General features: G+C 42.5%; 32 protein-coding genes. 1 reads left to right on the forward strand and 31 read right to left on the reverse strand.

Translation table 11 applies throughout. The annotated features are described in order from the left end of the window. Positions 1-114 precede the first annotated feature (114 nt). The 4 genes from malQ to ARA78_RS11345 form a co-directional block, all read right to left on the reverse strand. Positions 115-1,614, reverse strand: a complete 1,500-nt coding sequence (gene malQ, locus ARA78_RS11330) for a 4-alpha-glucanotransferase (protein ID WP_055280559.1) — start codon at positions 1,612-1,614, stop codon at positions 115-117. Between the two features lie 85 nt (positions 1,615-1,699). Continuing rightward, positions 1,700-2,593, reverse strand: coding sequence for a carbohydrate ABC transporter permease (locus ARA78_RS11335; protein WP_082423632.1), 894 nt, complete (start codon positions 2,591-2,593; stop codon positions 1,700-1,702). After that, entirely contained in the window at positions 2,593-3,435 is an 843-nt protein-coding gene (locus ARA78_RS11340; protein ID WP_055223162.1) for a carbohydrate ABC transporter permease, read from the reverse strand. Before ARA78_RS11340 ends, ARA78_RS11335 begins: the two co-directional genes overlap by 1 nt. 265 nt (positions 3,436-3,700) lie before the next feature. Further along, positions 3,701-5,038 carry an ABC transporter substrate-binding protein gene (locus ARA78_RS11345; RefSeq protein WP_055223160.1) on the reverse strand — a complete coding sequence of 446 codons (1,338 nt, stop codon included), beginning with the start codon at positions 5,036-5,038 and terminating at the stop codon, positions 3,701-3,703. Between the two features lie 291 nt (positions 5,039-5,329). Between ARA78_RS11345 and ARA78_RS13705 the strand changes: the two genes are divergently transcribed. Then, positions 5,330-5,764 carry a cupin domain-containing protein gene (locus ARA78_RS13705; RefSeq protein ID WP_238051488.1) on the forward strand — a complete coding sequence of 145 codons (435 nt, stop codon included), beginning with the start codon at positions 5,330-5,332 and terminating at the stop codon, positions 5,762-5,764. Between the two features lie 202 nt (positions 5,765-5,966). On the opposite strand, the gene ARA78_RS13710 is transcribed toward ARA78_RS13705, so the two are convergent. The 27 genes from ARA78_RS13710 to rplF all read right to left on the reverse strand — a co-directional run bounded on the left by ARA78_RS13710 (position 5,967) and on the right by rplF (position 25,328). Then, complete coding sequence (locus ARA78_RS13710; protein ID WP_022216657.1) at positions 5,967-6,134, reverse strand: ATP-binding protein; 168 nt, start codon at positions 6,132-6,134, stop codon at positions 5,967-5,969. 26 nt (positions 6,135-6,160) lie between these two features. Beyond that, positions 6,161-6,334: a hypothetical protein gene (locus ARA78_RS14325; protein ID WP_242849718.1), complete on the reverse strand. Its 174-nt coding sequence runs from the start codon at positions 6,332-6,334 to the stop codon at positions 6,161-6,163. 3 nt (positions 6,335-6,337) lie between these two features. Then, entirely contained in the window at positions 6,338-7,117 is a 780-nt protein-coding gene (locus ARA78_RS11350; RefSeq protein WP_055223157.1) for an amino acid ABC transporter ATP-binding protein, read from the reverse strand. 190 nt (positions 7,118-7,307) lie between these two features. Continuing rightward, positions 7,308-7,994, reverse strand: coding sequence for an amino acid ABC transporter permease (locus ARA78_RS11355; protein WP_004850185.1), 687 nt, complete (start codon positions 7,992-7,994; stop codon positions 7,308-7,310). A gap of 51 nt (positions 7,995-8,045) precedes the next feature. After that, positions 8,046-8,843, reverse strand: a complete 798-nt coding sequence (locus ARA78_RS11360; protein ID WP_055223155.1) for a transporter substrate-binding domain-containing protein — start codon at positions 8,841-8,843, stop codon at positions 8,046-8,048. A 232-nt stretch (positions 8,844-9,075) separates the two neighbouring features. Beyond that, complete coding sequence (locus ARA78_RS11365; protein ID WP_055223152.1) at positions 9,076-10,260, reverse strand: cation diffusion facilitator family transporter; 1,185 nt, start codon at positions 10,258-10,260, stop codon at positions 9,076-9,078. A gap of 103 nt (positions 10,261-10,363) precedes the next feature. Continuing rightward, complete coding sequence (rpsI, locus tag ARA78_RS11370) at positions 10,364-10,759, reverse strand: 30S ribosomal protein S9 (protein ID WP_004850181.1); 396 nt, start codon at positions 10,757-10,759, stop codon at positions 10,364-10,366. Positions 10,760-10,777: 18 nt separating this feature from the next. Further along, positions 10,778-11,212 (reverse strand): 50S ribosomal protein L13, encoded by a 435-nt coding sequence (gene rplM / locus ARA78_RS11375; protein WP_004850178.1) that lies wholly within the window; start codon positions 11,210-11,212, stop codon positions 10,778-10,780. Positions 11,213-11,446: 234 nt separating this feature from the next. Beyond that, on the reverse strand, positions 11,447-12,664 hold the full coding sequence (locus ARA78_RS11380) for an iron-containing alcohol dehydrogenase (RefSeq protein ID WP_022216655.1): 1,218 nt from the start codon (positions 12,662-12,664) through the stop codon (positions 11,447-11,449). A 352-nt stretch (positions 12,665-13,016) separates the two neighbouring features. Beyond that, positions 13,017-13,754: a tRNA pseudouridine(38-40) synthase TruA gene (gene truA, locus ARA78_RS11385; RefSeq protein ID WP_055273783.1), complete on the reverse strand. Its 738-nt coding sequence runs from the start codon at positions 13,752-13,754 to the stop codon at positions 13,017-13,019. A 186-nt stretch (positions 13,755-13,940) separates the two neighbouring features. After that, a complete protein-coding gene (locus tag ARA78_RS11390; protein ID WP_015533803.1) occupies positions 13,941-14,741 on the reverse strand; it encodes an energy-coupling factor transporter transmembrane component T family protein in 801 nt (266 codons plus the stop codon). 10 nt (positions 14,742-14,751) lie between these two features. Beyond that, entirely contained in the window at positions 14,752-16,386 is a 1,635-nt protein-coding gene (locus tag ARA78_RS11395; protein WP_055273737.1) for an ABC transporter ATP-binding protein, read from the reverse strand. 136 nt (positions 16,387-16,522) lie between these two features. Next, a complete protein-coding gene (locus tag ARA78_RS11400; protein WP_015533801.1) occupies positions 16,523-17,059 on the reverse strand; it encodes a bL17 family ribosomal protein in 537 nt (178 codons plus the stop codon). 80 nt (positions 17,060-17,139) lie between these two features. Further along, positions 17,140-18,096, reverse strand: coding sequence for a DNA-directed RNA polymerase subunit alpha (locus ARA78_RS11405; RefSeq protein WP_015533800.1), 957 nt, complete (start codon positions 18,094-18,096; stop codon positions 17,140-17,142). Positions 18,097-18,167: 71 nt separating this feature from the next. Then, complete coding sequence (gene rpsD / locus ARA78_RS11410; RefSeq protein ID WP_015533799.1) at positions 18,168-18,761, reverse strand: 30S ribosomal protein S4; 594 nt, start codon at positions 18,759-18,761, stop codon at positions 18,168-18,170. A gap of 20 nt (positions 18,762-18,781) precedes the next feature. After that, entirely contained in the window at positions 18,782-19,177 is a 396-nt protein-coding gene (gene rpsK / locus ARA78_RS11415; RefSeq protein ID WP_004850165.1) for a 30S ribosomal protein S11, read from the reverse strand. Between the two features lie 45 nt (positions 19,178-19,222). Continuing rightward, positions 19,223-19,591 carry a 30S ribosomal protein S13 gene (gene rpsM, locus ARA78_RS11420; protein WP_015533798.1) on the reverse strand — a complete coding sequence of 123 codons (369 nt, stop codon included), beginning with the start codon at positions 19,589-19,591 and terminating at the stop codon, positions 19,223-19,225. A gap of 248 nt (positions 19,592-19,839) precedes the next feature. Then, positions 19,840-19,953 (reverse strand): 50S ribosomal protein L36, encoded by a 114-nt coding sequence (gene rpmJ, locus ARA78_RS11425; protein ID WP_015533797.1) that lies wholly within the window; start codon positions 19,951-19,953, stop codon positions 19,840-19,842. A gap of 89 nt (positions 19,954-20,042) precedes the next feature. Next, on the reverse strand, positions 20,043-20,261 hold the full coding sequence (infA, locus tag ARA78_RS11430; RefSeq protein WP_004850160.1) for a translation initiation factor IF-1: 219 nt from the start codon (positions 20,259-20,261) through the stop codon (positions 20,043-20,045). A 97-nt stretch (positions 20,262-20,358) separates the two neighbouring features. Beyond that, the gene (gene map, locus ARA78_RS11435; protein WP_015533796.1) at positions 20,359-21,129 is read right to left on the reverse strand and encodes a type I methionyl aminopeptidase; all 771 of its coding nucleotides are present in this window, start codon (positions 21,127-21,129) and stop codon (positions 20,359-20,361) included. Positions 21,130-21,131: 2 nt separating this feature from the next. After that, positions 21,132-21,776: an adenylate kinase gene (locus tag ARA78_RS11440; protein WP_022216653.1), complete on the reverse strand. Its 645-nt coding sequence runs from the start codon at positions 21,774-21,776 to the stop codon at positions 21,132-21,134. A 123-nt stretch (positions 21,777-21,899) separates the two neighbouring features. Further along, positions 21,900-23,213, reverse strand: coding sequence for a preprotein translocase subunit SecY (gene secY, locus ARA78_RS11445; RefSeq protein WP_022216652.1), 1,314 nt, complete (start codon positions 23,211-23,213; stop codon positions 21,900-21,902). 1 nt (position 23,214) lies between these two features. Then, a complete protein-coding gene (rplO, locus tag ARA78_RS11450) occupies positions 23,215-23,655 on the reverse strand; it encodes a 50S ribosomal protein L15 (protein WP_004850150.1) in 441 nt (146 codons plus the stop codon). A 21-nt stretch (positions 23,656-23,676) separates the two neighbouring features. Continuing rightward, a complete protein-coding gene (gene rpmD / locus ARA78_RS11455) occupies positions 23,677-23,859 on the reverse strand; it encodes a 50S ribosomal protein L30 (RefSeq protein ID WP_004850147.1) in 183 nt (60 codons plus the stop codon). Positions 23,860-23,873: 14 nt separating this feature from the next. After that, positions 23,874-24,383, reverse strand: a complete 510-nt coding sequence (gene rpsE / locus ARA78_RS11460; protein WP_015533792.1) for a 30S ribosomal protein S5 — start codon at positions 24,381-24,383, stop codon at positions 23,874-23,876. Positions 24,384-24,402: 19 nt separating this feature from the next. Continuing rightward, on the reverse strand, positions 24,403-24,771 hold the full coding sequence (gene rplR, locus ARA78_RS11465) for a 50S ribosomal protein L18 (protein ID WP_022216651.1): 369 nt from the start codon (positions 24,769-24,771) through the stop codon (positions 24,403-24,405). Positions 24,772-24,788: 17 nt separating this feature from the next. Then, positions 24,789-25,328, reverse strand: coding sequence for a 50S ribosomal protein L6 (gene rplF / locus ARA78_RS11470; RefSeq protein WP_022216650.1), 540 nt, complete (start codon positions 25,326-25,328; stop codon positions 24,789-24,791). Between the last annotated feature and the right edge of the window lies 1 nt (position 25,329).

Consider the following 25,329-nt stretch of genomic DNA (forward strand, 5'->3'; position numbering starts at 1 on the left):
AGCTGTATCCCACTTTTCTCTTTTATTCCCAATAATTATATTATCCCAATATGTGGAGGTCAAGAAAATACTCTACTTATCATTTCCCGGTAAATATTTTTAGAGAGTACTTTTTCACATCTTGCTTCTCCCGGTCATCAGTGTAAGTCTGCCTATTTCCTCTGCAAGATCATCATCCGTATCGTCGGATATCATGCGCCACCTCCAGTTATCGCCAACTGTGGATGGCTTATTCATCCTCGATTTATTGTCTAGCCCCAAATAATCCTGCATCGGTATAATACAAAGATCTGCAATACTTCTCATAGCAAGCGTGATAAATGGGACATTGATCAGACGGTCCGGTGTATAATGAGCTGCCATATAATCCCTTGCCATGTCTCTGGATCTCTGATCTATACTGCTCCACCAGCCAATAAGGGTCTCATTGTCATGGGTTCCCGTATATACAACACAATTTCGTATGTAATTATGTGGAAGATAATCAGATGCCGCCCCGGTGTCTCTCACATCAAAGGCAAACTCCACAACCTTCATTCCCGGAAATCCGGAATCATGCACAAGCTTTCTGACCGAATCAGTCTCAAAACCAAGATCCTCGGCAATGACATCTCTCTTACCCAGAGCCTTTTCTATATTCCTAAACAGATCCATCCCAGGACCCTTTTTCCACTTGCCATTCACAGCTGTTTCCTCCCCATATGGAATGGCATAATATTCATCAAAGCCTCTGAAATGGTCAATCCGGACTACATCATAAAGCTTATAGCTGTGTCTCATTCTGGCTATCCACCAGCTGTAACCGGTCTGCCTATTCAGCTCCCAGTCATATATTGGATTGCCCCACAGCTGTCCGGTCTCCGAAAATCCATCAGGCGGACATCCGGCAACCTCATATGGACATCTGTCCTCATCCAGCCTGAAAAGCTCCGGGTGTGCCCACACATCTGCGCTGTCCATGGCTACATAGATTGGGATATCTCCTATGATCCTTATATGGTTCTTGTTGGCATAGCTCTTTAGTGCATTCCATTGAGTATAGAACAAATACTGCATGTACTGCTGAAAATGTATCTCCTCCGCAAGCTCAACCTGCATTTTCTGCACTGCATCAGGCTGCCTGTTTCTTATATCCTGTGGCCACTCTGTCCACGGAATTCCACCAAGCGAATCCTTTACAGCCATAAATAGTGAATAATCATATATCCACTCTTTGTTCTCGTCCATGAACAAAGAAAACTCCATGCTGTCAGTCATTTTCCATCTCTCATATGATTTTCTCAGGATTGGATATCTTCCTTCATATATTGTTCTATAATCCACATACCTGCCATCGTCGCCCCAGTCTCTCTCTCTGCACTCGCGGTCTGTGAGCAGTCCCTGATCCACAAGTGTATCAAGATCTATAAAATATGGATTTCCCGCAAATGTCGAAAACGATTGATACGGTGAATCCCCATATCCCGTAGGTCCCATAGGAAGTATCTGCCAATAACTCTGATGTGCAGCTCTGAGCCAGTCGACAAAACGATATGCCTCTTTCGAGAAACTTCCAATTCCATACTTTGACGGGAGGCTTGATATAGCAAGCAGTATTCCTGCTGATCTTTCCATCTGAAATCTCTCCTTTTAACCAATTTCAGGCGGCTGAGAATCTCACAACCGCCTGTTTTTTTACACTTAATAGTATTTTATCTTACTATCCCTTTACAGCACCGGCTGCAACACCCTTGATGATGTACTTCTGTGCACAGAGGTAGAATACAACAACTGGAATGATCGCCATAACAAGACACGCCATGATCGCTCCCATATCTACTCTTCCGTAGCTGCCCTTCATATACTGAACAACTATAGATATCGTCTTGTATTTCTTGATGTCGAGTACCAGATATGGCAGAAGGAAATCATTCCATATCCACATAGCCTCAAGTATTCCTACAGATATGTAAGTAGGTTTCATGATAGGGATAACAACCCTGAAAAATGTATTGAGCGGCGTACATCCATCTATCATCGCAGCCTCCTCGACCTCCAAAGGAATGGACTTGATAAATCCGCAGAACATGAATACTGCAAGACCTGTTCCAAATCCAAGATACACGATCACGATTCCCCATGGAGTAGTAAGGTGAAGTGCATCCGCAGTTCCAGCCAAAGTAAACATAACCATCTGGAAAGGTATTACCATAGAGAACACGCAGAGCAGATATATGATCTTTGTCACCATATTCTTGACTCTGGTTATATACCAGGCTGTCATAGAGCAGAACAGTAGAATTGCTGCTACTGAGAGAACCGTTATCACAACTGTCCAGCCCACTGCCTTTATGAAATCATACTGTGTTATAGCCGTTTTATAATTGTCCAGGCCTATGTAGCTGTGCTCATTTGGCAGTTCAAATGTCTCCAGACTGATAAACGTCTTGGCTTTCAGAGAGTTTATAATTACGATTATTATCGGTGAAACAAATATTATGGAAATAATGGTAAAGAATAAAGTAGCCAGAATTCCCATAGCCGTCGGTTTTCCTTTCACTCTGTATACCGGTTTTTTATCCGCTGTATTTGCCGTTTTCTGTATCTTTGCCATTACTGCTGCACCTCCTTTGATCTTGTAAGCCTAAGCTGTATGAGTCCTATCGCTACTACCAGTATAAAGAATATGACTGCCTTGGCCTGACCTACTCCCTCATATCCTACTCTTCCATAAAACGTCTCATATATATTGAGCGCAAGCATCTCTGTCTTATGAAGAGGCTCGCCTCCTGTGAGTGCCAGGTTCTGGTCAAACAGTTTGAACGAGTTGGTTATTGTGAGGAATGTACATATAGTTATGGATGGCATCATGTTCGGGATCGTAACTCTGAAAAGTCTCTGTGTTCTATTTGCGCCATCAATCATGGCCGCTTCCTGAATGTCTTCAGGTATTGCCTGAAGTCCTGCAATATAAACAATCATCATATATCCTATCTGCTGCCAGCACACCAGTATAACCAATCCCCAGAAACCGAGGACTTCATTGAGTTTCAGGGCTGTGTCAAACTTTGAGAATATGGCATCAAATATAAGCTGCCATACATATCCAAGTACGATACCACCTATAAGATTCGGCATAAAGAATATCGTTCTGAATACATTAGTTCCTTTGATCTTCTGTGTAAGTGCCAGTGCCACAAGAAATGCAAGAACATTTATAAGCACAAGTGTGACAATCGCAAATAATGTTGTAAACTTAAATGCATCCGGGAATGTTGAGTCCTTGAATGCGTCTATATAATTCTGTAATCCTACAAATTCAGCGTCCCTTATGGTCGTGAACTTACAGAAGGACAGATATATTCCCTCGGCAAATGGCACGATAAATCCTATAACAAACGCAGCCATTGTCGGTATCAGAAACACCGGCCAATATCTTTTTATCGTTTTCTCCATAATTTTTTTGATAACCTCCACTCTGTTGCATATCAATTTTCTTTCCAATATCTTTTGAGTCTAAAAATGGATATGTAGACATATTTGCATATGAATACATATCCATCTCTAGTCTGGCACCTCCGGGTATGAGCTGCCTTTGCAAAGCTGTTAGCCTTCCTGGTGTCCTGCAGCTTGCAGGACTTTATTCATATTTTAAGTTGGGTTTATTTTGTGATGTTTTTTATTTTTGGGTTGTGTACTATTGTTTATTTGTTAATATGTTTTATTTTGACTTTGCTGCAGCAGCCTCTTTAGCCCATCCATCTACAAATGCGCTCTTTACAAGATCCCAGTTGGCATCTGTCTGATCTGCCGCATATGTTGTAAGTGCTGATCCGAGGTCGTTCTTCCACTGCTCTGATGGCATTGTTGTGAAGTTCCAGCTTACAGGTGTCTTGCCCTCTGCTACATACTCATTTGCAATGTTTACAAGAAGGTTTGTTGACTCAATGTTCTTCTTGAATGGTGTTACAAATCCCATTCCATCAGCTCCTGATGGCATAGCACCCTCTGAACCACAGATTGCCTTAAGTGCGACATCATCTGTAGCACACCACTCCATGAAGTCAAGAGTTGCCTGGATATCTTCCTCTGAAGCCTTAGCATTTACACACCAGTAATTCTCACTTCCTGTACAGAGTCCCTGATTCTCCTCACCATCTACTCCGATATAGATAGGGAGCATTCCGAGGTTGTCATCGCCAAGTGATGATACATCTGAGTATGCCCATGTACCATTCTGATAAAATACTGCCTGTCCTGAAACAAACTCTGCAACCGCATCATCACCAGTCTTTGTGCTGAGCTGCTTTGGATCGGTTGTTGAGTTGTTGATGTACAGATCCCATACATTTCTGTAATTATCAAGATATGTACCCTTGATCGCATCTGTAGTATCGATTCCATCAGCCTTGTATTCATAGTAGATTGGAAGATTTGCAAGATGTGTCTTGAATCTCCAATCTGATGATCCGTCCATTCCAGCTGATGTAAATGCTGAGAATCCTAATTTGTCTGAGTTAGCTGTTATATCCTCTGCCACCTTCTTGAGGTCTGCAAATGATTTGATATCATCCTCTGTGTATCCAGCTTTGCTTAAAAGCTCTTTGTTGTAAATGATTCCGTATGACTCTATAACATATCCGATTCCTGCGACCTTATCGCCATCCTTAAGTGCAAAGTCCTCAGATGTGAGTTCTTTATACACCTGTGATGATCCAAGATCATAACAATAGTCCTTCCAAGAAGCAAGACCAACCGGTCCATTTACCTGGAACAGGGTAGGTGATTCTGACTTACCCATCTCACTCTTAAGAGTAGTCTCATACTGACCAGAAGCTGCTGTAACTACCGTAACATCAACGCCTGTCTTCTCTGTGTACACCTTAGCAAGCTCCTGCCACTGTGCATCCTGCTCCGGCTTGAAGTTCAGATAATATACAGAGCCCTTTGCATCTGCCTTCTTTCCCGCTCCATCTGAATCTCCTGAGCCACATCCTGTCAACATGGTACCTGCCATCATAAGTGACAGTCCAAGTGCCGCAATACCTTTCTTGTTCATATTGGTTCCTCCCATAAAATAATAAAAATTTTTCCTTCAGTCATCTCTTATACGAGCTGCTTAATGGTTACTTTGTTTTTTCGGAAACGTTTTTGGAACCGTTTCCATTTGATATATCTTATATTAGTTGTTTATGTACAAAATGTCAATACTATTTTCAATTTTTTTATCACTTTTTGCATTTTTTCACATAGCTCACAATCCAGGTTACATAAAAATGTATAATTTTTGTCATATTCTATCCTTTCTGAATACTATAAATAGAACTATTAAATCTGAAAGGACTATCCTATGAAATGCAACAACCATTGTTCTCCGAACAGACCTGACTGTCGTGACAACATCTGCACTATAGACCTCCGGGATAAAGCGTTACAGAACCACAATTACCGCGAAACCGTGTGGACCGGCTGTTTCATGCAGATGACAGTCATGTGTATACCTGCCTGCTCAGACGTAGGTTTGGAAATCCATGATAATACCGATCAGATCATCCGGATCGAACAGGGACAGTGTTCAGTCAGAATGGGCTGCTGCCCAAACGAACTGTGCTTCCGTCAGAATCTTTGTGCAGGAGAATGCGTCTGTATACCAGCCGGCACATGGCACAACATCATCAACATTGGCAATAATCCACTGAAACTCTCATCCATATACGCCCCACCACATCATCCCAGGGGAGAGACACAGACCACCAAAGCCAGGGCTATGGGAATGGATTGCTGATATGTTTTCATGTGACATGAGGTAGAACGCATTGCCGGATTTATTGTCCCATTGTTTTTAGCATGCTTCTGTCCTCCATCAAAAAAGACACCAAATTCTGCCTGCCCGTCTGATATTGGGCAAGCGGCATTTAGTGTCTTTGCTGTTTCTGTATTAATTTTTCATACACATGCCATAATACATTGCCATGACCAAGTTATTTTTAATCTCGGTCAGTCGACATAGATATATTTATAGTAAATACCTCGCCGGCAACCTCCGCGCTCACCTCATGTCCCAGCTTGTCTGCAAGGCACCTTACTATGTAAAGTCCCAGCCCTGCGCCCTCCTTCTGTCTGGACTTTCCACGGCAGAACGCATCGAATATCATATCCACATCTATCTCATCGTCCGAATCTATGTCAGAGTGCCGCCACGTCCACGTCTACAGTCTCTATCGCATCGTCCAAGAACGGATTCCACCCTGACAAGCAGCTCATCCAGATCAAACGGCTTTGTGATATAGTCATCAACTCCATAAAAAAAATCCCGAAATATCGACTCCTGTCGATACTCCGGGATCATATACATTCTTTATGAATACGATGAAAGGAACTGTTTTGTCCTCTCCATCTTCGGATTGTCAAATACCTGGTCAGGTCTTCCCTGCTCAAGTATATATCCATCATCCATGAATATGACCTGACTTGCAACATCCTTTGCAAATGCCATCTCATGGGTAACAATTATCATGGTTGTCTTTTTGTCTGCAAGGTTTCTGAGAACCTTAAGTACCTCTCCTGTGAGCTCCGGATCAAGAGCCGATGTAGGCTCATCGAAACACAGGATGTCCGGCTGCAACGCAAGCGCCCTTGCTATAGCAACTCGCTGGCACTGTCCGCCTGAAAGCTGGTGAGGATAGTTGTTCATTCTTTCCTCAAGTCCCATCTGGCGGAGAAGTTCCTCTGCCTGGACTCTTATCTCGTCGAGTATATTCTTCTTGTTTACTTTGAAATCCGGTCTCTCCTTTGCCAGAAGCTCTCTTGCGAGCATCACGTTCTGAAGTGCCGTGTACTGCGGGAAAAGATTAAATGACTGGAACACCAGTCCAAAATGCAGTCTCTTCTTGCGCACCTCCGACTCCTTAAGGGTTTCCGGCTTGTCTGTATCAAGCAGGATCTCATCTTTTACACGGATTACTCCGTTATCCGGCATCTCCAGAAAGTTCAAACAGCGAAGAAGTGTTGTCTTTCCACTTCCTGATGATCCTATGATAGAAAGGACCTCGCCCTGCTCCAGAGAAAAGCTTATATCCTTGAGCACATCTGTCTTGCCAAACTTCTTTTTTATATGTTCAACCTCTAATATAGCCATTTGCGGCTCCTCCTATTTAATATGTATCGCCCCTCTGCTCCGCAGCGGGGCAGGTTGTCAGAGCCGATTCCGAGTATGAACTGCGTTCATTGCGGCTCCTCCTATCTAATATGTATCGCCCCTCTGCTCCGCAGCGGGGCAGGTCGTCGGAGCCGATTCCGAGTATGAACTGCGTTCATTGCGGCTCCTCCTATCTAAAAAAATCAAGTTTCTTCTCTAATTTGCCAAGTAAAACTGTGAGTACGCCATTCCATATCAGATAGTAGAATGCGCAGAAGAAGAGTGGCCATATCGCACCAGAGATTCCCTGTGAACCCTTCATGAATGCCTGTCCTGCCCAGATTATCTCCTGAAGTGCGATGATACGGGCAAGGGACGTATCCTTGACCAGAGTTATGATCTCGTTGGACATCGCCGGAACTATCTTCTTTATCATCTGCAAAAGCTTGACCTTGAAGAATATCTGCTTTGGAGTCATGCCAAGCACAAGTCCGGCCTCCTCCTGTCCTACAGGAATACCCTGAATACCTCCACGGTAAATCTCTGAGAAATAGCAGGCATAGTTCACTATGAATGACACCGATGCCGCTACAAATCTTCCGCCTTCGCCGCCGCCCCATACCGGGTTGTGGAATACAAGTCCCGGGAAATAATATATGATGAGCAGCTGTATCATAAGTGGTGTACCTCTCACTATCCATACAATGAACTTCATAAGATAGCTGAGCGGTTTAAACTTTGACATGGAACCGAGTGCTATGAGAAGTCCAAGTGGAAATGCACCGAGCAATGTCACGAAGAACAATTTTAATGTCTGTATAAATCCTGTATTAAGAGCTCCAAGTACGACCGGGAGCTGTTCAAAAAACAAATCCATAATAATTTTTCTCTCTAAGTGATGGTAAAAATACTAATTATATCTTATCTATTACTTTGCAAGTGCAGCCTGTACCTTATATGTCTCAGCACACTTCTCCATTGAACCGTCAGCCTTACTGTCTGCAAAGAACTTGTTGAGCTCAGCTACAAGATCTGAGTCCTTTCTGAAGCCAACGCCATACTCCTCGCTGTTGAGACCTACGGTATATGTGAGCTTGTCATAACCTGTTCCCTCACCAACCATAGCTGCTGCCATAAGCGAATCAATGATTGCTGCATCTGATGTTCCAGCTGCAACTTCCATGAGTGCATCTGCCTGTGCCTTTACCGCTGTATAGTTGAGACCAAGCGCCTTGGCCTGATCCTCGCCTGCGCTTCCTGCCTCTACAGCAAATGTAAGCTCCTTGATGCTGTCTACTGTCTGATACTTGTCTGCCTTATCATTTGGCACGATAACTACCTGAGCATTGTTGCAGTATGCATCTGAACATGCCATTGAGCTTGTAACCTCATCTGTAAGTGTCATACCATTCCATACACAGTCGATGGTCTTGCCGTCAAGCTCCATGATCTTGTTGTCCCAATCTATCTCTACGAACTCTGCCTTTACCCCAAGGCTCTCTGCAAATGCTGATGCCATATCCGCGTCAAATCCGATCCAGTTGCCTGACTCATCCTTGTAATCCATCGGTGCGAAGTCTGTAACGCCGACAACGAGAGTTCCCTTATTCTTTACATACTCCAGATCACTCTTTGACTCACTCTTAGATCCGTTATCAGATCCGCCACATCCAACCAGTGAAAGTCCCATTGCTGCCACTAAGAGCAGTGATAATAACTTTTTCATACTTTTTTCCTCCTGAAATATACTTAAATATACTTGGCAGATGCATGAAACACACTACACTGGGCATCTGCATGATATACAGCCCTATTAGGGCACAACACGGTAACATAGTAACAGTTTATCATGGTAAAGTCAAATCTAAGATTATGAAAAAACATGTAAATATATTATGTAATAATAATAACCACAGAAGGTCTTACTCTTCTGTGATCAGGATGCTCACCATCTGGAATTATTTTACATACGCTCTGTCAATATGTATCACACAATAGTAATTTTTATTGTACTCACTAACTTTTTCCTTGATATAGGATATTATCTGTTCTTCTGACATTTGATATCCATGTGGCAAAACCACATCAAAAATCAAATTGGAATGTGTTGAACCCTTTACCATTCTAAAGTCGTGAAACTGAACATTTTCATTTTTTCTGCTATCCTTATTAAGTGATTCTATAATTTCAGTGATCCGCGCTTTCACAGCATTTGTCTCCTCATCGTCATCTACTATCGGGTCCATGTGAATGACAGGCTCACAATTTAGTTCTTTTCTGAGAGAGAATTCTATCTGATCGATCAGATCATGCAGTTCAAGAATATCTTCCTTATAAGGAACTTCTGCGTGCAAGCTGACCATAAGTCTGCCAGGTCCATAATCATGGACCACAAGATCATGAATACCAAGGATCCTTTTATCACACCTCACGATCTTCTCGATCTCATCCACAAGCTCTGGTTCCGGTGCCTGACCAAGCAATGGGCTGACCGTATCCTTCATTGCAGTGATGCCAGCTATGAGTATCATTACGCCCACCAATAACCCGCAATATCCATCTATAGGTATTTTCCAGAAATGAGCAGCAAGTGCAGATGCAAGAACAACCATTGTGGAAAATGTATCAGATAAACTGTCTTTCGCCGTCGCTATCATGGTCGCACTCTCTATCTTTCTGCCTATACTCCTGTTGTAGAAATACATATATATCTTTACTCCAATTGAAACAACGAGTATAACGGCAACTAGACTGCTGAATTTTGGAAGTTCCGGATGTAGGATCTTTCCGATTGAATCTTTAATAAGCTCGTAGGCCATCAATATGATCATGACTGCTACAAATAAGCCTGATATATACTCTATTCTTCCATGTCCAAACGGATGATCCGGGTCCGGTTTTCTGCCAGATAACTTAAAGCCTATCATAGATATAAACGAGCTTCCTGCATCTGATAAATTGTTGAACGCATCCGCCGTGATCGAGATAGCACCCGAAAGTAATCCAGCGAAGAATTTTCCCAGAAACAATAATACATTCAAAAATATACCAACAGCTCCGCAAAGAACACCATATTTCTCCCTCACCTTGCTATCCTTATAATTATCTGATTTGATCCACAACTTCGACAATAATGTCACCATATCTTTTGTTCCTCCTAATCTGAATCTCAAAAGTTCTGAAAAAAAGAACCCACAAAAGCGTTGGACTTCTGCGGGTTCTTGATATATCTGAAATGATATATAATTATCTCTTTGAGAACTGTGGAGCACGACGAGCGGCCTTGAGACCGTACTTCTTTCTCTCCTTCATTCTTGGATCTCTTGTAAGGTATCCAGCCTTCTTAAGGATTGGTCTGTACTCAGCATCAACCTCAAGGAGTGCTCTTGAAATACCATGTCTGATAGCTCCAGCCTGACCTGTGAAACCACCACCACATACGTTAACGAGTACATCGTACTTACCCTCTGTGCCTGTAGCAACGAGTGGCTGCTTTACGATAACCTTGAGTGTATCAAGGCCAAAGTACTCATCCATATCCTTCTTGTTTATAACGATCTTACCAGTACCTGGAGTGATGTAAACTCTGGCGATACTGCTTTTTCTTCTTCCTGTTCCATAGAACTTTGTTGTCTTAGCCATCTGTTAATCTCCTCCTTCTTAGTACTTAATCTCTAATACTTCTGGCTTCTGTGCCTGATGCTTGTGATCTGCACCAGCGTATACGTGAAGCTTTGTGATCATCTCTCTGCCAAGTGGTCCCTTTGGAAGCATTCCCTTAACTGCAAGGTAGATAACATCCTCTGGCTTCTTAGCCATCTTCTCACGAAGAGTTGTCTCTTTCATACCACCTACATAATCTGAGTGGTTGTAGTATACCTTCTGATCTAACTTCTTACCAGTTACCTGGATCTTGTCAGCGTTTACTACTATTACATAATCACCTGTATCAATGTGTGGTGTATATGTTGGCTTGTTCTTTCCTCTTAAAATGCTTGCGATCTCTGATGCAAGACGACCTAAAGTATGTCCTGTAGCGTCAACTACATACCACTTTCTCTCTATTGTTGATGGGCTTGCCATAAAGCTCTTCATCGTGGTACCTCCTAAATTATTCTTTTATAATCTTCTTTACTAATGTATATTCAGCACATTCCTTACCGGGGCATTGGTTCGAAACGCACTTATAAACTTCGCATACTTTGCAAGTATATTATAATTACATTTTGTTGTCAACTATTTTTTCCAACAAAAATATCCGGCGATACATGTGCACCGCCGGATACCATATTATCATTCATTCTTCTGTCTGTAAATACTATCTTTTATTTAGAAATCCACCTCTGTGTCATAGTAGCAGCACTTCAGGAGCTTCTCCATCTCCTCCTGGCTTGGCTGTCTTGGGTTGGAGCCTGTACATGCATCAAGTATCGCATTTGCAGCGATCTCAGGAAGTCTCTCAAGGAATACATCCTCCGGAACAAAGCCCTGCTCACATGGATAGCTGTCAGGTCCATAATTCTTGATACAGTGAGGTATGTTCAGCTCGTCATTCATCTTGCGCAGATATGCGATGAGAAGAGCTACCTTCTCGTCGAGTGTCTCTCCGCCAAGGCCCATGAAGTCTGCTATCTCGCCGTAACGAATCTTTGCTGTCTCATCCTTTGCATTAAAAGCGATAACCTTCGGGAGATACATCGCATTTGCTGCTCCGTGGATGATATGTGCACCGTAATCGGCAAATGCTGCTCCGGTCTTGTGTGCCATTGAATGTACGATTCCAAGCAGTGCATTTGAAAATGCCATACCTGCCAGGCACTGCGCATTATGCATTGCGTCACGCTTCTCCATGTCTCCGTTATATGATCCAACCAGATCATTCTGGATCATCTTGATCGCATGAAGTGCCAGTGGATCTGTAAAATCGCAGTTTGCTGTCGATACATAAGCCTCGATTGCATGTGTCATGGCATCCATACCTGTGTGAGCAACCAGCTTCTGAGGCATGGTCTCTGCCAGCTCAGGATCTACGATCGCAACATCCGGTGTGATCTCAAAATCAGCTATCGGATACTTGATTCCCTTCTCATAATCTGTGATGATCGAGAATGCTGTAACCTCTGTTGCAGTTCCTGATGTTGAAGAAATAGCACAGAAATGAGCTTTCTTTCTGAGCTCCGGAATTCCAAACACCTTGCACATGTCCTCAAATGTCGCATCTGGATACTCATACTTTATCCACATAGCCTTTGCTGCATCTATAGGTGAACCACCGCCGATGGCCACTATCCAGTCTGGCTCAAATTCAAGCATGGCTGCTGCACCCTTCATAACCGTCTCTACTGAAGGATCTGGCTCAATTCCCTCAAATAACTTAACTTCCATTCCAGCTTCCTCAAGGTACTGAACTGCCCTGTCAAGGAATCCAAATCTTTTCATGGATCCGCCTCCAACACAGACCATAGCTCTCTTACCCTTGAATGTCTTGAGTGCCTCCAAAGCACCTTTTCCGTGATACAGATCTCTTGGTAACGTAAATCTTGCCATTGTTTGCCCTCCTAAAATCAAAATAAAAAAAACAATCATGTTATCTTCACTGAAACACCTTGAAATATTCCGAACACTTCGAAACAATTCCTGACATATCCGTCATGTAGCAGCATTTCAATGTAATTATAACATGATTGGCTCTTGTTTTCATTATTTTTTGTGCATTTCACACAATGTTTTTCATCTATTTTTCACTGTTTTGCTAGATGTTTTCCACTTTTCATTCTTATTTCTAGATTATTTCAAGTCCACTTTTCCAAGTTATAATATACAGAATATAACCACGCTGTTTTGTGAACTGCCAACACATTATCAGCAATTTTATCTTATTCTGGCAAATATTATACGTCTACAGATATTTTATCTCCACAAGAGTAAGCCCCTTGGCCTCGGCTTTCGGACCAGCTTTCGTCCTATCCTTAGCCTCAAGTATTGACTCCATACAATCCTCTGGCCAGATTCCAAGACCTATCTTCATCAAAGTTCCCACTATGATGCGGACCATATTGTACAGGAAACCATTGCCACTGATCCTTATATGTATCATGTCGCCCGCCTTGTCTATGGTTATATCTGTTATTGTACGGACTGTATTCTCCACCTGAGACCTTGATGAACAGAAGCTCTTGAAATCATGCTCCCCAACCAGCACTACCGCAGCCCGCTTCATCTTATCTATATCAAGTGGATAATAGACGAATGTCGAGTAAAGACGCTCCGTCGGCATATCAAATCTTCTGTTTAATATCTTGTATTCATATGTCTTGATCGTGTCACAGTATCTCGGATGAAAATCGTCAGCCACCTGGCATGACTCCTGTATCCTTATGTCTTCCGGGAGCCGCTGATTAAGCGCAAATGAAAACTTCTCTCCAGGTATTCCTGATTCAGTGTCGAACACCGCCACATTTCCCAGTGCATGTACACCGGAATCCGTTCTGCTGGCTCCTATAACCTTTATATCCTCATGACAAAGCTCGCTGAGTGTCTTATTCAGGACTTCCTCAACCGTTATTCCATTTATCTGAACCTGCCATCCACAATAATTTGTTCCATCGTAGGCTACGATCAATTTTACTCTCTTCATATTCATACTAGGGATGTATCTGACACATCCGTATCCTTTTCTATATTATCGATGTATCTGAATTACGCTCCAATTCTTAATCAAGCCCGATCGTCATTGACTCTGTAATGTTTAAAACAAATCTATATACAAACGACTTTTGATCCCGAAGTGCGCATGTATCCCGAAATAAGATTGCAGGATTTCCTACATCACACATCTGTATACTATCATGCATCCCAGATACACCAACACTATAGCATAACTTACATAGTCTGTTCCACTGTATTTTAACGGATTCATGCGGCTCCTGCCTTCGCTGCCGTCAAAACATCTGGCATCCATGGCCTGGGCAAGATCTGTGGCCCTCCTTATCGCCGATACAAATAATGGTACAAATACAGGTACATAACTCTTTATCCTCTTGAATATATTGCCACTCTCGAAGTCCGCACCTCTGGAAAGCTGTGCCTTCATGATCTTATCCAGCTCCTCCATAAATATCGGGATAAATCGCAATGCGATCATAAGCATCATGGCCATATCAGACACCGGAACCTTTATTTTCTTCAAGAATCCCAGACTGCTCTCCAGTCCATTTGCCAGATTCATCGGTCTTGTAGTGTACGTCATGACAGATGAGCCTATTATGAGGTATACAAGGCGTATAACCACAAGCACCGTAGTCATCACACTGTTATCTGTTATGCGAAGTCTGTGCCAGCTCCAAAGTACCCGTCCGTCCCCGTTGAACACGCTGAATATTGCTGTAAACAGAATAAACATCCATATGACCTTCAGTCCCCTGCAAATGTATGTTATCGGCACCCTGCTCACCGCCACATATATACAGAGGAATGCCGTTGCGGCAAGTATCATGATCCAGTCCTTGCAAAGAAACAGCGATATGGCATATAGAAATGTTATTGCAAGCTTTGTTCTCGGATCCATTCTATGTATCACAGAATTGCCACTGTAATATTGTCCTATTGTAATATCTCGTATCATAGTAAATCTCCTATTCCGGGCACCCGGAAACATCTATACCGTACCGCTCAAGTAAGCTCCTGTCCTCAAAAAACTCACCTGTCCCTCCATCATACACTATCCTTCCATGCTCCATAAGAAGAATCCTCTCTGACATCTCATACACATCCTCCATGTCGTGGGATACCAGTATGATCGTCACATTTTTCTCTCTGTTGAGCTTTCTGACGAGATTCCATAACTGCTCCCGGCTCTCTCCGTCAAGCCCGCATGCAGGCTCATCAAGGATCAATACGTCTGGCTCATATGCCAGTATTCCCGCTATTGCCACCCTCTTTTTCAAACCACCGGACAATTCGAATGGAGAATACTCCGCATATTTCTCCGGTACTCCCACCAACTCAAGCGCCTTTCTGGCAGCATCCTCAGCCTCTCTCTTTGACATTCCAAAGTTTATCGGGCCATACATTACATCCTTGAGCACCGTATTCTCAAACAACTGGGACTCAGGGAACTGAAATACATACCCTATCCTCCTGCGGATATCCTTGATATTTCTTACACTCTGCACATCCGTATCATACAGATATACCTTGCCACTCTGTGGAACTATCAGCTTATTTATCATTTGAAGCAGTGTACTCTTTCCCGAGCCGGTCTGCCCTATTACAGCGACAACCTGTCCTTCATATATCTTGATGTTTATATCAGAAAGCGCCTGAAATGACTCATTTCCATTCACATACGAATATGATACATTCTGAAGCTCAACTATACATTTTTCTGAATTATCTGCAGTCTTCTCATCCTCAGCATGATTACTCTGCGCATTGTTCATATCGCTGCTTATATCCATATGCCTGTTCTTATATTTATAGCAGATATCGATCGGTATTCCGGCCCTTCGCTTCATATCAACCGGTATCTCCAGTCCATAGCTCTTAAGCCGGTCAACATCTGTGAATACATCTCCAGGTGTACCCTCTGCCACGATCCTGCTATTATCCAATATGTATACTTTATCCGCCATAAGTGCCTCAGCTATCCTGTGAGTCACCATTATTACGGTTATTTTCTTTTCTTTGTTCAATCTCTGCACAAGCTCCAGCATATCCTTTGCTCCCTGCGGGTCAAGCATGGATGTCGCCTCGTCTAGCACTATACAATCCGGAGTCATCGCCATGGACGATGCGATTGCAAGCCGCTGTTTCTGTCCACCGCTTATTCTTGACGTATTGGCATACTTATAGGCTGTGAGCCCTGTGAGCTCCAGCATCTCATCTATCTTCTTCCATATATCTTCGCTGGAGACGCCAAGATTCTCCAGCCCAAATCCTATATCCTCAGCGAGGGTGTTGCCGACTATCTGGTTATCGGGATTTTGAAACACCATTCCTACCTGTCGTCTGACGGATGTAAGCTCTCCCATCTCCGCCATGTCTTTTCCACCTATGACTATCGAACCCTCATGCGGTGCAAGCAGTCCATTCAAATGTCTTGCAAACGTAGACTTTCCTGAACCGTTTCTGCCAAGGATCGCGATTATCTCCCCCTTGTCGGCAAGAAAATCTACATCCTTTATTGCCCAGTTCTCCCCTATCTTATTGCCGTCTTTGTCCTTTATATTAAATTTATGAGATAGTCCTTTTACATTTATGAAGCTCATAATCTTTCCAATCTATATCAATGAAATCTCTATATTTCACTAAATTTTATTAAAAAACAGGGCCGCCGTACACGAACGTAAACTAATACGTCTATGTACTGCAGCCCTGTTTATTTATCTGTATAATATCAATCGATTATACTAACTCGAGAATAACCTCAAGAGCCTGATCACCCTTACGCTGACCGATCTTGATGATTCTTGTGTAACCACCCTTACGTCCTGCGTACTTTGTACCATACTCATCGAATAACTTCTGTGTTAAGTCGATCTTCTTAGTACCGGCCTTCTTACCAGCAGCATCTGTAGGAACTTCAACAACTGGATATAAAACCTTGAGCATCTCTCTTCTGGCATGAAGTCTTGAAGGCTGATCCTTCTTAACTGTCTTCTCAACTGTGTCGTATACTGTAACCTTCTTACCGTCTACAACTTCCTTGATTCTCTTGCCATCTTTATCCTTCTTAGCAACCTTAGCCTGAACTGTAACCTCATCGTAGTTGTCCTTCTCAGCAACTGCTAAAGTGATGAGCTTCTCTGCGATCTTAACAACTTCCTTAGCTCTTGCCTCTGTTGTCTTGATCTTTCCATGATACAGTAACTGAGTTACCTGGTTACGAAGTAATGCGTTTCTCTGTGCGCTTGCTTTTCCAAGCTTTCTATACTTTGCCATTTTAATTATCCTCCTATACCCTTTGCGGGTCTTCACTGTGCTTACTATTATTCAGCTTGAGTGGTATACGGGAACTGCTATTAGTCCTCGTTCTGATTAAGTGATAAGCCTAACTCCTTAAGCTTAGCTAATACTTCATCCAGTGACTTACGACCAAGGTTACGAACCTTCATCATATCCTCTGGTGTCTTGTTTATAAGTTCCTGAACTGTGTTGATGCCAGCTCTCTTCAAACAGTTGTATGAACGAACTGATAACTCGAGCTCATCGATATTCATCTCAAGAACCTTTTCCTTCTCGTCTGTTGTGCTCTCAACCATAACATCTACAAGACGTGCGTTCTCTGATAAATCTACGAACAGCTTCAAGTGCTCTACCAGAAGATTTGCAGCAAGACTTACTGCCTCATCTGGAGCAAGAGCTCCGTTTGTATATACATCAAGAGTTAACTTATCATAGTCAGTAACCTGACCAACACGTGTATTCTGAACTGTAAGGTTTACTCTTTCAACAGGGGTGAAGATTGAGTCAATAGCGATGACATCAATTGGTGCATCTGCTTCCTTGTTCTTGTCAAGGCTTACATATCCACGTCCGTTGACAATTGTAAGCTCCATCTCAAGCTTTGCGTCCGGACCACTAAGGTTTGCGATTACAAGATCAGGATTTACAATCTCTATATCTCCGTCAACCTTGATATCTCCTGCCTTAACAACGCGCTCACCAACAACATCGATGTATGCCTGCTTTGGCTCAAATGTATCTGAGTTATTCTTGATAACGACATTCTTGATGTTCATTATTATCTCAGTAACATCCTCTTTTACACCTGGTATTGAGCTGAACTCGTGTAAAACACCCTTTATCTTAACGTGGCTTACAGCGGTACCTGGTAATGAAGAAAGCATTATTCTTCTAAGTGAGTTACCAAGTGTTATACCGTAACCTCTCTCTAAAGGCTCGATTACAAACTTGCCATATTTGTTGTCATCTGAAGTCTCAACGATCTCGATTTTTGGTTTTTCAAACTCAAACATCTAAGCCCCTCCTTTACGGGTTTTAAAATGCTACACTCCAAGTTACAAAATGTATAAATAAAGAACAAATCTTACTTAGAATATAACTCGACGATGAGAGTCTCATTTACAGGAACATCGATCTGCTCTCTGCTTGGCTTCTCTACAACTTCACCTGCGAGGTTATCTCTGTCTGCTGTTAACCAACCTGGTACGAGAACACCCTCTGTTGCAGCCATGATATCCTTGTATCTCTGAAGAGACTTGCTCTTCTCTCTGATCTCGATCTTATCGCCTGGCTTAACTGAGTATGAAGGGATGTTTACACACTTGCCATTTACAAGTACGTGCTTGTGATCTACGATCTGTCTAGCCTCTCTTCTTGTTCTTGCAAAGCCTAATCTGAAGATGATGTTGTCAAGTCTAAGCTCAAGTAATGTCATGAGGTTAGGACCTGTTAATCCCTTCTGCTGCTCAGCCTTTGCATAAAGGTTACGGAAAGGCTTCTCAAGTACACCATAAATGAACTTAGCCTTCTGCTTCTCGCGGAGCTGAAGTCCATACTCGCTCTGCTTTCTATTTGATCTGTTTGGTCTTCTGTTTGACTTCTTGTCTATTCCGAGATACATTGGCTCCATGCCTAAAGATCTGCATCTCTTAAGAACTGGGGTTCTATCTACTGCCATCTTGTTTGTACCTCCTCTAATTAAACTCTTCTTCTCTTTGGTGGACGACATCCGTTATGTGGAACCGGAGTAACATCCTTGATACTAACTACATCTATACCACATGCTGAGAGTGCACGAATTGCAGCCTCTCTTCCTGAACCTGGTCCCTTGACAAATACGTCGATTGTCTTGAGTCCGTAAGGTGCAGCAGCCTTTGCGGCTGTCTCTGCAGCCATCTGAGCAGCATATGGAGTTGACTTCTTAGAACCCTTAAATCCTAATCCACCAGCGCTTGCCCATGAAAGCGCATTGCCTTCAGCGTCTGTTAATGTAACAATTGTATTATTGAAAGATGACTGAATATGAGCCTGTCCGTGCTGTACGCTCTTTCTGACACGCTTCTTAGCCACTTTTTTAGTTGCCTGCTTAGCCATTAGCCTAAACCTCCTATGGTTTTTTACAAATATATTCTATAAATATTACTTCTTCTTATTAGCAACAGTCTTCTTAGGACCCTTACGAGTTCTAGCGTTAGTCTTAGTCTTCTGTCCACGAACAGGAAGTCCCTGTCTATGACGCTTACCACGATAGCAAGCAATCTCCTGTAAACGCTTAATATTGAAGCCTATCTCTCTACGTAAATCTCCCTCTACTACCTGAGTTGCCTTGATAACCTCGCTGAGTCTTCTAACCTCATCGTCAGTCAGATCTGCGCAACGTGTATCAGGATTAACGTTTGCTTCCTTAAGAATACGCTGTGATGAAGGAAGTCCGATACCATAGATATAAGTAAGACCAATTTCAACACGTTTCTCTCTTGGTAAATCAACACCTGAAATACGAGCCATTATAATAACCTCCGTAAAATCTTCTTTTAAGCTGAATCCACAAATGTATCCCATAGCACACGCTATGGGGTGAAATGCATACACCGCAAACTTCAACTAAGTTGTATATTTCTATAATTGTATTGGCATATCTACGTATGCCACAGCCGCTTTTAAATAATACAGTACATTAGATATATGTACTGACGCACGAAAATAAGTATACTTCCGGATGGGCTATCATCCATATACTTCTTTTCCTTTTTTGATTAACCCTGACGCTGCTTGTGCTTTGGATTCTCGCAGATAACTCTAACGATTCCCTTTCTCTTGATAACTTTGCACTTATCGCAGATAGGTTTTACTGATGCTCTAACCTTCATTAGAAACTCTCCTTTCAAAAAAAGTCCGCTACGAATTAGCATTCTATCATTTTCATTGATAAAATGCAATAGGGAAATTCATTTTTTTATTATTTATCTCTCCAAACGATTCTTCCCTTGGTAAGATCGTATGGTGATAACTCTATTGTAACTTTGTCGCCAGGAAGAATCTTTATATAATTCATTCTCAGCTTTCCACTTATATGAGCAAGAACCTTGTGTCCATTCTCAAGTTCTACCTGAAACATGGCATTTGGAAGTTTCTCAACTACTGTTCCTTCTACTTCAATTACATCTGCTTTTGACATTTTCAAAAATCCTCCTATATATAAATCAACTTATGAGTTCTCCATGATATAATGAATATGTCATCGTGCTTACGAACGACGACATATGATATCACATCTACAGCTCAATTCCATCGGCCCTTGAAAGTATCTCAGGCTCTCCATCTGTTATAAGTATTGTATTCTCATAATGTGCCGCCAGTGATTTGTCTGCGGTGACGACCGTCCATCCATCCGGCATCCACTTCACTTCATAATCGCCAAGTGTGATCATCGGTTCTATCGCTATCGTCATTCCTGCTTTCAGCTTCGGTCCTCTTCTTCTTGTTGCGAAGTTTGGGACCTCCGGCTCTTCATGAAGATTTTTTCCAACTCCATGTCCCACCAGATCGACAACAACTCCAAGTCCACACTCATCGGCATAGGACTCGACCGCTATTCCTATATCCCGCACATGATTTCCCGCACGGGCCGCTGACAGTCCTTCAAAGAAGCTTTGCTTCGTTGCCTCTATGAGATACTTTGCCATATCAGATATCTCGCCAACTCCATATGTTCTGGCTGAGTCTGAATGGTAACCCTTATAGATAACACCGGCATCAAGACTTACTATATCTCCATCCTGAAGCACTCTGTTCTTTGATGGAATTCCGTGTACCACCTCATCATTTACAGATACACACACCGACGCCGGATATCCCTGATAGTTCAGAAATGATGGTTCACAGTGATAACTTCTGATAACCTCTTCACCGAGCTTATCTATATCATATGTGGTCATTCCCGGCTTCAATGCTTTTCTCATCTCCTCATGAGTTATCGCCAGAATTCTTCCAGCCTCTCTCATAAGCTCAATCTCTTCCTGGGATTTTATGGAAATACCCTTCATATTTACTCACCTAATATATCAGTGATAGCAGCGAATACATCCTTCATATCTACGGTTCCGTCAACCTCTTTCAGGATGCCCTTTGCCTTGTAGTAATCGATGAGAGGCTGTGTCTGCTCATGATATACATTAAGTCTCTTCTCTACTGTCTCTGGCTTATCATCGTCTCTAAGGATGAGATCAGCTCCACATGCATCACACTTGCCCTCAACTTTTGTTGGGTTGTATACGATATGGTATGTTGCTCCACAACCTACACATGCACGTCTGCCTGACATTCTCTCGATGATATTCTCATCAGGTACCTCAACATTGATAGCGTAATCAACTGAATCGCCGATTGCTGAGAGTGCCTTGTCAAGTGCCTCTGCCTGTGGGATAGTTCTTGGGAATCCGTCAAGGATATATCCCTTTGCACAGTCATCAGCCTTGAATCTATCTATTACCAAGTCGACAACGAGCTCATCTGGTACAAGAAGTCCCTTATCCATGTACTCCTTTGCCTTTGCACCAAGCTCTGTGCCGTTCTTTATGTTCGCTCTGAATATATCTCCTGTTGAGATATGTGGTACGCCGTACTTTGCAGCGATCATCTTTGCCTGTGTTCCCTTGCCTGCGCCCGGTGCGCCTAACATGATTATCTTCATATATTCAACCTCCATTTTTTTGAACGTTTCCCATTCTTATCAAATACTATTCTCTCTATAATACACGAATAGGAAGTGTACTATACGGCACACTCCCATTCGTGTTTATTGCCACGTCATATTTTAGTCTAAAAGGAATCCCTGATAGTTCCTTACCAGCATACGTGACTCAATATTCTTAATTGTCTCTATAACAACACCTACAACGATGATAAGTGATGTTCCTCCAAATGAAACATTTGCTCCAAAGAAACCACTGAAGAACATTGGTATACATGCTACTATGATAAGTCCTACAGCACCTATAAATATGATGTAGTTTAAAATCTTATTAAGGTAATCCTGTGTTGACTGTCCAGGTCTTATACCAGGGACGAAACCGCCACTCTTCTTCATATTGTTGGCAATCTCCATTGGATTGAATGTGATCGCTGTGTAGAAATATGCGAAGAAGAACACAAGTAAAATATATACGATCAAACCGATCGATGCCCAAGGATAAGATCTGTTAAACCAGTAGCCCTGACTCATACCCTGGATTATCTTTGCTCCTACACCAGATGTCTTGATGTTGAACAGATTCACTACGATCTGTGGAACAGACAGTATGGATGATGCAAAGATGACCGGAATAACACCTGCAGTATTGACCTTAAGTGGAATATGAGAGGACTGTCCTCCCATCGTCTTTCTTCCTCTTACTGTCTTGGCATACTGTACAGGAATTCTTCTCTCTGCGCCCTGAAGTGCACATACAAATACTACTGTAATAACTACAACTGCAAGGATAATGAGCCCTACAAGTGTAAATCTTACAAAGTCTCTGCCCTTCATGAACTGTGTGTATAAATTCTTGAAGTCATTTGGCATTGTTGAAACGATGTTTATCAGAAGGATTACTGATATACCATTGCCAACACCCTTCTCTGTTGCTCTCTCGCCAAGCCACATTACTATAGCACTTCCTGCCGTAAGAATGACTACGATGCAAAGAACTGTCCAGAAGTTATAATTCTCAATGACTCCCTTGTTTCCAAATCCTACTACAAGACCAGCACTCTCAAGAATAGCAAGACCTACTGTCATATATCTTGTGATAGCGGTGATCTTCTTTCTACCATCTTCTCCGTCTTTCTGCAGTTCTTCCAAAGCCGGTATAGCAATGGTGAGAAGCTGTATGATGATGGAAGCTGTAATGTAAGGTGTTACCGACAATGCAAAGATCGACATCTGCTCGAACGATCCTCCGGTGAATGAACTGAAGATGTTCAGTGAATCACCGAGTGCATTCTGCATGTACTCTCTTATTGCATCCGCACTTATTCCCGGAACGGTAATCAGACTACCAAGTCTGACTACCACGAGAATGAAGAACGTATATAAAAGTCTTCTTCGTATATCCTGTACCTTAAATGCATTGATTAAGGTTTTGAACATATTACATCACCTCTGCTTTTCCGCCAAGAGCTTCAATTTTCTCAGCTGCTGACTTTGAAAAAGCATTAGCCTTAACATTGAGCTTTTTAGTTAACTCTCCATTTCCAAGAATCTTAACTCCATCACGAGGATTCTTAATGATACCTGCCTCTACTAATGTCTCAACAGTTACGTCTGAGCCATCCTCGAATCTCTCAAGAGCTGATACATTGATTGCAACGATCTCTTTGTGATTGATGCAATTAAAGCCTCTCTTAGGAAGACGTCTATATAATGGCATCTGTCCACCTTCGAAACCTGGTCTAGGTGATCCAGAACGTGCCTTCTGACCCTTATGTCCCTTACCTGCAGTCTTGCCATTTCCTGAACCATGTCCACGACCTACACGGAAATTAGCACTGTGCTTTGAGCCTTCAGCCGGCTTTAATGTAGATAAATCCATGATCTGCGTATCCTCCTTCTCTTATACTTCCTCAACCTTTACCATATAACTTACCTGCTTAACCATTCCAAGTGTTGCAGCGTTATTTGGGAGCTCTACTGACTTATTAACCTTCTTAAGTCCAAGAGCCTCTACTGTCTTTCTATGCTTTGGTACAGCACCGATAGGGGACTTTACCAAAGTTACCTTTAACTTATCTGCCATCTTCTAATACCTCCTTAGTTAAGTATCTCATCAACAGATTTTCCACGAAGTCTTGCGATATCCTCTGGGTTCTTGATCTCTGTAAGGCCCTTGATTGTTGCAAGAACTACGTTCTGCTTGTTGTTTGATCCTAAGGACTTTGTACGGATGTTCTTATATCCTGCAAGCTCAAGTACGCTACGAGCAGGACCACCAGCGATGATACCAGTACCTTCTGGAGCTGTCTTCAGAAGAACTGAAGCACTGCCGAACTGTCCATTCCAGTCGTAAGGGATACTACCAACTTCATTTACAGGAACTGTAACTAAATGCTTTGCAGCATCCTCCTTACCCTTACGGATAGCTTCTGGAGTCTCAACTGCCTTGCCAACACCAACGCCAACGTGGCCATTTCTATCACCAACAACTACGAGAGCTGCAACTCTAGAATTACGTCCACCCTTAACAACCTTTGTTACACGCTTGATGGCAACAACTTTATCTTCTAACTCTAACTTACTTGCATCAATTATTTCACGCTTCATACGTTGTTCTTCCTCCTTACTAGAATTCCAGACCAGCTTCTCTCGCTGCATCTGCTAATGCCTGAACCTTACCGTGGTATACGAAACCGCCTCTATCATAGATAACAGTCTTGATACCCTTCTCAAGTGCTCTCTCAGCAATAACCTTACCAACGTAAGCTGCTGCATCAACATCATTTGTCTTCTCAAGCTCATCCTTAATAGCCTTCTCTGTTGTAGATGCTGCTACTAATGTCTTACCAACTGAATCATCAATAATCTGAGCGTACATATGATTATTACTTCTGAATACAGCTAAACGTGGTCTCTCTGTTGTTCCAGCTAAACGATTACGAACACGCATATGCTTCTTTACACGAATTGCGCTTCTTGATTCTTTATTAATCATCTTATCTCACTCCTTTATTATTTCTTACCAGTCTTACCAACTTTACGTCTGATAGTCTCATCCACATACTTGATACCCTTGCCCTTGTATGGCTCTGGTGCTCTCTTCTCTCTGATCTCAGCAGCGTACTGACCAACCTTTTCCTTGCTGATTCCGCTTACTATGATTTTGTTTCCATCAACTGATGTTTCGATACCATCTGGATCAACCATCTCAACTGGGTGTGAATAACCAAGAGCAAGAACAAGCTTATTACCCTGCTTCTGAGCTCTGTAACCTACACCGTTAACCTCAAGCTCCTTCTTGTAACCCTCTGTAACACCTACTACCATGTTGTGGATAAGTGTTCTTGTGAGTCCGTGAAGTGATTTCATCTTCTTTAAGTCGTTAGGTCTTGATACTGTGATTGTATCGCCGTCTAACTTTATATCCATTTCCGCAGGGAGAACTCTCTCAAGAGTTCCCTTTGGTCCTTTAACAGTCACTTTATTATTTTCTGCTATATCTACAGTTACGCCTGCAGGTACAGCGATAGGCATTCTTCCGATACGTGACATT

Origin of the sequence: Coprococcus eutactus (assembly GCF_001404675.1) — a bacterium.
GTDB lineage: Bacteria > Bacillota > Clostridia > Lachnospirales > Lachnospiraceae > Coprococcus > Coprococcus aceti.